10 protein-coding genes are annotated in these 8,542 nt (G+C 73.5%); 9 read left to right on the forward strand and 1 reads right to left on the reverse strand.

Going from position 1 to position 8,542, the window contains the following annotated elements; translation table 11 throughout:
* The 8 genes from KOV94_RS19910 to KOV94_RS19945 all read left to right on the forward strand — a co-directional run.
* Window positions 1–438: ATP-binding cassette domain-containing protein (locus KOV94_RS19910; RefSeq protein WP_218052986.1), on the forward strand; the 438-nt coding region annotated here is incomplete at its 5' end.
* A gap of 193 nt (window positions 439–631) precedes the next feature.
* Window positions 632–1,321 (forward strand): cell division ATP-binding protein FtsE, encoded by a 690-nt coding sequence (gene ftsE / locus KOV94_RS19915; protein WP_124342256.1) that lies wholly within the window; start codon window positions 632–634, stop codon window positions 1,319–1,321.
* Window positions 1,322–1,330: 9 nt separating this feature from the next.
* Window positions 1,331–2,245, forward strand: a complete 915-nt coding sequence (ftsX, locus tag KOV94_RS19920) for a permease-like cell division protein FtsX (RefSeq protein WP_124342255.1) — start codon at window positions 1,331–1,333, stop codon at window positions 2,243–2,245.
* Between the two features lie 2 nt (window positions 2,246–2,247).
* On the forward strand, window positions 2,248–3,543 hold the full coding sequence (locus tag KOV94_RS19925; protein WP_124342254.1) for a peptidoglycan DD-metalloendopeptidase family protein: 1,296 nt from the start codon (window positions 2,248–2,250) through the stop codon (window positions 3,541–3,543).
* Between the two features lie 141 nt (window positions 3,544–3,684).
* Window positions 3,685–4,155 (forward strand): SsrA-binding protein SmpB, encoded by a 471-nt coding sequence (smpB, locus tag KOV94_RS19930; protein ID WP_124342253.1) that lies wholly within the window; start codon window positions 3,685–3,687, stop codon window positions 4,153–4,155.
* A 74-nt stretch (window positions 4,156–4,229) separates the two neighbouring features.
* A complete protein-coding gene (locus KOV94_RS19935) occupies window positions 4,230–4,991 on the forward strand; it encodes an alpha/beta fold hydrolase (RefSeq protein WP_124342252.1) in 762 nt (253 codons plus the stop codon).
* Entirely contained in the window at window positions 4,988–5,737 is a 750-nt protein-coding gene (locus tag KOV94_RS19940; protein WP_235843379.1) for an esterase/lipase family protein, read from the forward strand. Before KOV94_RS19935 ends, KOV94_RS19940 begins: the two co-directional genes overlap by 4 nt.
* Window positions 5,738–5,854: 117 nt before the next feature.
* Window positions 5,855–6,178: a contact-dependent growth inhibition system immunity protein gene (locus KOV94_RS19945; protein WP_124342251.1), complete on the forward strand. Its 324-nt coding sequence runs from the start codon at window positions 5,855–5,857 to the stop codon at window positions 6,176–6,178.
* Between the two features lie 40 nt (window positions 6,179–6,218).
* Here the strand turns inward: KOV94_RS19945 and KOV94_RS19950 are convergent, their stop codons facing one another.
* Window positions 6,219–7,280 (reverse strand): ATP-dependent DNA ligase, encoded by a 1,062-nt coding sequence (locus KOV94_RS19950; RefSeq protein ID WP_218052987.1) that lies wholly within the window; start codon window positions 7,278–7,280, stop codon window positions 6,219–6,221.
* Between the two features lie 410 nt (window positions 7,281–7,690).
* On the opposite strand from KOV94_RS19950, the gene KOV94_RS19955 reads away from it, so the two are divergent.
* The coding region (locus KOV94_RS19955) for an ALF repeat-containing protein (RefSeq protein ID WP_218052988.1) at window positions 7,691–8,542 on the forward strand (852 nt) is incomplete at its 3' end.

The raw sequence follows: 8,542 nt of genomic DNA on the forward strand, positions 1-8,542 counted from the left end.
TCCCGCATGGAGCAGATCGCCCGTCAGGTGCTGCGCGACCTCAACAGCCGCATCCCGTCGGTACGGTCGCCCCTGTCGACCCTGTCGGCGGGGCAGCGCCAGTCCGTCGCGATCGCCCGCACCCTGATCGGCAACCCGCGGATCGTCGTGCTCGACGAGCCGACCGCGGCGCTGTCCGTCGCGCAGACCGCCGAGGTGCTCGTGCACATCGAGCGGCTGCGCGACCTCGGGCTCGGCGTCATCCTCATCTCGCACAACATGACCGACGTGCGTGCGGTGTCGGACCGGATCGTCGTGCTGCGGCACGGGCGCAACAACGGGACCTTCGACGCGGCGGCGGTCTCGCACGAGACCGTGCTCGCGGCGATCACGGGCGCGACGAGCGCCGAGCTGACGCCGCGGTCGCTGACGACGCCGCTGTCTCCGCTGCTCCGCTGAGCCCGTCCGCCCCGCACGCCGGACGGGCCCGGTTCGGGCAGTTCGTCCGGGTCGTCCCGCGCGTCGTCGTCCCGGGCGACGAACTCACAGGTCGCGTGCGGCGTGTCACACGGGGGGTGTCCCCACGCCGCTGCCTACGCTCGACGAGGCCAGCAGCAGCACCCCGTTCCCCGACCCTGGCCGCACCGGTGCAGTGATCCGATTCGAGAACGTCACCAAGGTCTACGCGCGCGGCGCCCGCCCTGCGCTGGACCGCGTGTCCCTGGACGTCGAGCGCGGCGAGTTCGTCTTCCTCGTCGGCGCGTCCGGCTCCGGCAAGTCCACGTTCCTGCGCCTCGTGCTGCGCGAGGAGCGGGCGTCGGCCGGTCGGGTCTTCGTCGCCGGCAAGGAGCTCGGCACGCTGTCGTCGTGGCGCGTGCCGCACCTGCGCCGCCAGATCGGCGCCGTCTTCCAGGACTTCCGCCTGCTGCCCAACAAGTCGGTGTTCGAGAACGTGGCGTTCGCGCTGCAGGTCATCGGCAAGCCGCGCCACCACATCCTCACGACCGTCCCCGACGTGCTCGAGATGGTCGGGCTGTCCGGCAAGGAGAAGCGTCGGCCGCACGAGCTCTCGGGCGGTGAGCAGCAGCGCGTCGCGATCGCGCGCGCGTTCGTCAACCGGCCGAGCATCCTGCTGTGCGACGAGCCCACGGGGAACCTCGACCCGACGACCTCCCTGGGGATCATGCGCCTGCTGGACCGCATCAACCGCACGGGCACGACGGTCGTCATGGCGACGCACGACGACGAGATCGTCGACCAGATGCGCAAGCGCGTGATCGAGCTCTCGACCGGCCAGATGGTGCGCGACCAGTCGCGCGGCGTCTACGGCTCGGACCGCTGAGGGGGAGCCGTGCGCGTCCAGTTCATCCTCTCGGAGATCGCCCAGGGCCTCCGTCGCAACCTCTCGATGACGGTGTCCGTCATCCTCGTCACCTTCGTCTCCCTCACGTTCGTCGGGTCCGCGGCGCTGCTGCAGCTGCAGATCGGCAAGATGAAGGACGACTGGTACGACAAGGTCGAGGTCTCCGTCTTCCTCTGCCCGCAGAACTCGTCGGAACCGACGTGCGCGTCGGGCGAGGTCACCGACGAGCAGCGCGCCGACATCCGGACGGCGCTCGACGCCCCCGAGATCGCCCCCTTCGTCGAGCACGTGTACGAGGAGACGAAGGAGCAGGCGTTCGCCGCGTTCCAGGAGCAGTTCGCCGACCAGTTCTGGGCGTCCGCCGCGACGGCCGACGACATGAACTCGTCGTACCGCATCAAGCTGACCGACCCGCAGAAGTACCAGGTCGTCGCCGACGTCGTCTCGGGGCGCCCGGGCGTCGAGGAGGTGCAGGACCAGAGACGGCTGTTCGACAAGCTGTTCCTCGTGCTCAACCGCGCGACGCTGCTCGCCGGGGGGCTCGCGGCCGTCATGCTGCTCGCCGCGGTCCTGCTCATCACGACGACGATCCGGCTGTCCGCGCTGAGCCGCCGCCGCGAGACCGGGATCATGAAGCTCGTCGGGGCGTCGACCATCTTCATCCAGCTGCCGTTCATGCTCGAGGGTGCGCTCGCCGCGACCGTCGGCGCGCTGCTCGCCGTCGGCGGCCTCTGGCTGGGGGTCGAGTACCTCGTGACCGACTGGCTCGGGGCGTCCGTCGGCTGGATCCCGTACGTGAGCACCGCCGACGTGCTCGCCGTCGCGCCCGCGCTGATCGCCGTCGCGATCCTGCTCGCGGCGATCTCGTCGCTCGTGACCCTCAGCCGCTACACGAAGGTGTGACCGTGGCCCGTCGTCGTCTGCCCGCCGTGCTCGCCGCGTTCGCGCTCGTGGCGGGGATCGCCGTCGCGTCGCCCGCGCTCGCCGACCCGATCGACGACCGCCGCAAGGCCGCCGAGCAGCGGGCCGCCGCGAACGCGAAGGCGCAGGCCGACGCCGAGGCGGCGATGGAGGGCCTCGACGCGAACCTGCAGGCCACCGCCAGCAGGCTGCTCGACCTGCAGGCGCAGATCCCCGCGGCCCAGGCGAAGCTCGACGAGGCGAAGGCCGCGCTCGAGAAGGCGCAGCGCGAGGCGGCGCTCATCGCCGCACGGCTCGTCGACGCCCAGGAGCAGCAGGTCACGCTCTCCGCCAAGATCCAGACGGACACCGACGAGGCCGCCAAGATGCGCGCGGCGATCGGGCAGATGGCGCGCGAGGCGTACCGCGGCGGGGGAGAGGTGTCGGGCGTCAGCGTCATCCTCGACGCGCAGAGCACCGAGGACTTCGTCCAGAAGTACGGGCTCGTCTCGACCGCGCTGCGCACGCAGGCGCAGGTGCTCGACGCGCTCAAGGCCGCCGAGGCCAGCAACCGCAACGCGCAGGCGCGGCTCGACGCGGTCGAGGACCGCATCGCCGAGCTCAAGGCCGAGGCCGACCAGAAGGTCGTCGAGGCCGACCAGGCGCGGGAGGCCGCCGCGGACGCGAAGGCGAGCCTCGACGCGCTCGTCGCCGAGCAGCAGGCGCAGCAGGCGTCGCTCGAGTCGCAGAAGTCCGCGCTCGCCGCCGCGCTCGCGCAGATGGACGCCGAGGCCAAGGCCATCGAGAACGAGCTGCGCGCCGCGATCGAGGCGCAGCGCGCCCGCGACGCCGCCGCCGGCAGGCCGCAGCCCGCACCCGGGCCCGTCGGCGGGGGTCTGTTCGGCAACCCCACGAGCATCAGCCCGATGTACGTGACCTCCGAGTACGGCATGCGGCTGCACCCGACCCTCGGGTACGTGCGCCTGCACGCCGGGATCGACCTGCGCACCTACTGCAACACCAAGGTGTACGCGGGCCGCGCCGGCACCGTGACCTGGGCGAAGACGCGCTTCGGGTTCGGCAACCAGGTGATGATCGACAGCGGGTTCGTCAACGGCAACGCCGTGTCCGCGTCGTACAACCACCTCACGTCGTTCGCGGTGGCGACCGGTCAGCGCGTCGAGCGCGGGCAGCTCATCGGCTACTCGGGCAACACCGGGACGTCGGCCGCGTGCCACCTGCACTTCGAGGTGTACGTCAACGGCGCGACGACGAACCCGCGGCCGCTGCTCGGCCTCTGACGGTCCCGCGGCTCCCGTCCGCTGCGCCGGTGGCGTAAAGCGGTGGTGGGTCCCGGGGTGGCGGGTAGGCTGCTGCGGCACTGCTGAGCGGCGGGCGGCGATCGTCGCCCCGCTCGACGAACGACGGACGGAGGCCGGGACGTGGCCAAGGAGACAGGGCGCAAGCTCGTGGCCGCGAACCGCAAGGCCCGGCACGACTACACCATCGAGGACGTGTTCGAGGCCGGCGTCGTCCTCACCGGCACCGAGGTCAAGGCGCTCCGCGCCGGGCGCGCGTCGCTCGTCGACGGCTGGTGCGAGATCGAGGGGTCCGAGGCCTACCTGCACGGCGTGCACATCCCCGAGTACTCGCAGGGCACCTGGACCAACCACGCGCCGCGGCGCAAGCGCAAGCTGCTGCTGCACCGCGAGGAGATCGACCGGCTCGAGTCCCGCACGCGCGAGAAGGGCCACACCATCGTGCCTCTCGCGCTGTACTTCCTCGACGGCCGCGCGAAGGTCGAGATCGCGCTCGCCCGCGGCAAGAAGGACTGGGACAAGCGCCAGGCCCTGCGCGAGCGGCAGGACAACATGGAGGCGCAGCGCGCCATGCGGGAGCTCCGCGACCGCTGAGACGTGGTCCTTCTCACCCGTCCGGACGTGTCCCTCGCCGTGCGTCCGCACGTGCGCGCGACGACGATCAGGGCATGACCACGAGCGCTGCCCGCACCACCTCGGCGCTCCCGTGGGCGATCGAGCAGCACGGCAGCCCCCGTGGGACGACGACGCAGGTGCTCGTGCACGGCATCGGCGTCTCCGCCCGGTACTTCCGCCCTCTCGCACGCGCCCTCTCCGCCGACGCGCACGTCCTCGTGCCCGAGCTGCCCGGCTTCGGGCGCTCGCCCCGGCCCGACGAAGCCCCCAGCATCTCGGAGCTCGCGGACGGGCTCGTCGAGCAGCTCGCCGCGCACGGCGTCCGGCGCGCCGTCCTCACGGGTCACTCGATGGGGGCGCAGGTCGTGGCCGAGGCCGCGCGCCGGCACCCCGACGTCGCGGAGCGCGTCGTGCTGCTCGGGCCGGTCGTCGACCCGAGCGCGCCCACCGCCGTCGCGCAGGCCCTGCGGCTCGCGAGGGACTCCGTGCACGAGCCGCTCCGGGCGAACGCCATCGTCTTCAGCGACTACCTCCGGGCGGGCGTCCGGCGGTACGCCCGGCAGCTGCCCCACATGCTCGACTTCGCGACCGACGCCGCGGTCGCCGAGACCCGCTGCCCAGTGGTCGTCGTCCGCGGCGCGCGCGACCCGATCGCGTCCGACGCGTGGGTCCGCCGGCTCGCCGACACCGCCCCCGACGGTCGCGCGCTCGTCGTGCCGGACGCCGCGCACGTCGTCCAGTACGCGCAGGCCGCCGTCGTTGCGGAGGTCTGCCGCGGCGGGACGTCGAGCGGCGCGCACGTGGTCCGGTCGTGACCACCTCACCGCCGCCGCCGGACCGGCCCGGGAGCGACGCCCTCGGCCGCGCCCTGCCGGGTGACGTCGTGCGGCGCACCTGGTGGCGCGTCGCCGACTACGCCTACGCGGGGTGGTACCAGGTGCTCGGCGTGCTGCACCCCGGCGAGCCCGACCGCTACCTGCAGCCCGACCGGCCGACGACGCCCGAGGTCGTCCTCGTCCCCGGCGTCATGGAGCCGTGGCCGTTCCTCCAGCCGCTCGCGCACCGGCTCTTCCAGGCCGGGCACCCGGTGCACGTCGTGCCCGGCCTCGGCTACCACGTGCAGGACCTCGCCGAGGCTGCCCGGGTCGTCGCCGAGCTGATCCTCGACCGCGACCTGCGCGACGTCGTCGTCGTCGCGCACTCCAAGGGCGGGCTCGTCGGCAAGCGGCTGCTCAGCGAGCCCGCCGTCGCCGACCGGGTGTGCGGCGTCGTGGCCGTCGCCACACCGTTCGCAGGGTCCCGGCTCGCCCGGCTCCTCCCGCTGCGGTCCCTCCGGATCTTCCGACCCGACCACCCCGACATCGTCGGGCTCGCGCGCGTCGTCGACGTCGACGAGCGCATCGTCTCCGTCTTCTCGCGCTGGGACCCGCACGTACCCGAGGGGTCGATGCTCGCCGGTGCGCAGAACGTCGAGCTGCGGACCCCCGGTCACTTCCGCGTCCTCGCCGACCCGGACCTGCCCGACGTGGTCCTCGACGCGGTCCGCCGCCTCGCCCGCTGACGATCGCGGGCGCCGCTCGCGGGCCGGGGTGCGGTCACCGCGCCGATGACGAGCGCTAGGGTGCGGCGACGAGCCGCCGAACAGCGGCGACGGGGTGTGCTGAGCCGAGGGGGCCGGGTGGGGCAGAGTCACGGGCGGCGCCGTCCACGTCCGCGGGACGACATCCGCTATCTCGCCGAGGCCTACTTCCACCAGGACCACGACCTGGACGCGGACGACCCCCTCGACGTCGTCCGCGCGTTCGTGCGGGCCGAGGGGGAGGAGGTCGTCGGTGGCCTGCGACGCGAGATCGTCCGGCTGCTCGACGACGCCGGCGACGGTGAGGTGCCGGCGTCGGCCTGGATCGTCTCGACCACCGTCTCCTACGACCCGCGGCGTGACGGCGTCTCGATCAGGGAGTGGTTCGACGCGATCGTCGCGGTCGTGGACGGCCGTCGCTAGACCCGCTCTCCGTGCGGCCGCCGGGTACCGCCTCGGCACGTCAGCGGCCGAGGATCTCCGCGAGGTCGAACGTCACGGGGGTCTCGAGCTGTGCGTACGTGCACGACTCGGGGTCACGGTCCGGGCGCCAGCGGCGGAACTGCGCGGTGTGCCGGAACCGGTCGCCCTCCATGTGGTCGTACGCGACCTCGACCACGAGCTCCGGCGACAGCGGCACGAACGACAGGTCCTTCGTCGCGTTCCACCGGCTCACCGCGCCCGGCAGCCGGTTGCCCGCGTGCGCCTCGGCGTCCGCCCAGCGCCCCCACGGGTGCTCCGCGAGCGACACGTCCCGGTACGGCGCGAGGTCGTCGAGCAGCGTCTTGCGGCGCGCCATCGGGAACGACGCGCTGACGCCCACGTGCTGCAGGTCGCCCGCCTCGTTGTAGAGCCCCAGCAGCAGCGACCCCACGACGTCGCCGGACTTGTGCCAGCGGAACCCCGCCACCACGCAGTCGGCGGTCCGCTCGTGCTTGATCTTGAACATGGCCCGCTTGTCCGGCTGGTACGTGCCGTCGAGCGGCTTCGCGACGACCCCGTCGAGTCCCGCACCCTCGAACCGGGTGAACCAGTCCTGCGCCTCCGCGAGGTCGCCCGTCGCGGGCGTCACGAACACCGGGTCGCGCGCGTCCTTCAACGCGTCGACGAGCGCCGCACGCCGGTCGCCGAACGGTCGCTGCGTCCAGTCGTCGTCGCCCAGCGCCAGCAGGTCGAACGCCACGAAGCTCGCGGGTGTCGTCCCGCTCAGGAGCTTCACGCGGCTCGCCGCCGGGTGGATGCGCTGCTGCAGCGCGTCGAAGTCCAGCCGGTCGCCCGTGACGACGACGATCTCCCCGTCCAGGACGCACCGCTCCGGGGTGTTCGCCTTGATCGCCTCGACGAGCTCCGGGAAGTAGCGCGTCATCGGCTTCTCGTTGCGGCTGCCGAGCTCGACGTCGTCGCCGTCGCGGAACACGATCGTCCGGAACCCGTCCCACTTCGGCTCGACGTGCCCCACGTCGGGGATCGTCGGGACGGACTTCGCGAGCATCGGAGCGACGGGCGGCATCACGGGCAGGCGCATGGCCCCATCGTGCCCGCCCCCGCCCACACCGGCCGGTCGAACGGGTCCGGCGCCGCGGTCCTCCTGCGGGCGGCACCGCTGCCGCGATCGTGCGGCAGCGGTGAAGTTGTTCACCGCCACGACGTCCGAATGCCGCCGAACGTGGTCATGGAGTGGTTAACATCCGTCGCCGAGGGGTATGTCTCGCTCGCCGCAGGACGCTCGTCCCGCGGCCGGGATGCCCCCTCCGTCACGTCCCGGTGCTGCCGACAGCGATGTCGCCCTGCCTCTGGCCGTGCTGGTCCGAGCGGGTCCTGGTCGATGTCGTCGGTGCTGGGTGATCGCGGTCGTGGTGGCGGGGAGCCACGACGGCCGCGCCGGAGGGGGAGTTCGTGGCACGCATCGGGTGGCGAGCGCTGTGCGCTGGTGTGGTGGCGGTGGTCCTGGGCGTCACGCTCGGCACGACCCCGGCCCTGGCGGCCGAGCCTGACGAGGTGCTGGAGGCGCGCCCCTGGGTGGTCTCCCTGCTCTCGACGGGCACCCCGTCGGTCCGGCGGGCCGCCGAGGCCGCGCTGGTCGGCTCCGACGCCGACCTGCGCACGTTCGTGGAGTCCGGCTTCGGCACCGCCGTCGCCGCGGACTACCGGGTGTCGGCGCAGGTGCTCGCCGGCACCGACGGTCCCGCGCTCCGGTCGGCCGCGACCGCGGCGCTCGCCGGGTCCGCCGAGTCGCTGCGCGCGTTCGTCGACGGCGGGTACAAGACCGCGTGGACCGCGGACGAGCGTCTGCGCGTCGCCCGGGCGCTCGACGCCGGAGGGCCGGCGACCCGGGCCGCGGCGCAGAAGGCGCTCGCGGGAGACGCGGAGGCGTGGTCCGACTTCCTGTCGACGGGGCTCCCGCTCGCCCAGGCCGCCGACGAGCGGCTCATGGTCGCGACCATGCTCGCCGGGGCGCCCAACAGCTCGGGTGCCGCGCTCGACGCGGCGGCGCAGTCGGCCCTCGCGGGCACCCCCGAGGAGCTCCACGAGTTCCTGGTGCACGGGCAGGACGTCGCCCGGGCACGTGACCAGGAGATGGCGACGGTCCGCGGCCTGACCGAGAAGGCCCGGCAGGCCGGGCAGGTCACGGCGACCGAGGCAGCCGCCGCGTCGGAGGCGTCCGCCCGTGCCGTCAGCGCCGCCGAGCAGGCGAAGGCGGCCGCGCAGCGCGCGCTGGACGAGGCTCGCGCGGCGGGCGGCGCGGCGCAGGGGGCGTCCGCGGCGGCCGGTCGCGCGGCCGACGCC

Origin of the sequence: Cellulomonas algicola (assembly GCF_019024305.1) — a bacterium.
Classification (GTDB): Bacteria; Actinomycetota; Actinomycetes; order Actinomycetales; family Cellulomonadaceae; genus Cellulomonas; species Cellulomonas algicola.

Excerpts from the sequence above, each read along its gene's own strand:
- KOV94_RS19935 (WP_124342252.1), top strand. The coding sequence starts at position 4,230 with ATGACCACGAGCGCTGCCCGCACCACCTCGGCGCTCCCGTGGGCGATC.
- KOV94_RS19950 (WP_218052987.1), bottom strand. The coding sequence starts at position 7,280 with ATGCGCCTGCCCGTGATGCCGCCCGTCGCTCCGATGCTCGCGAAGTCC.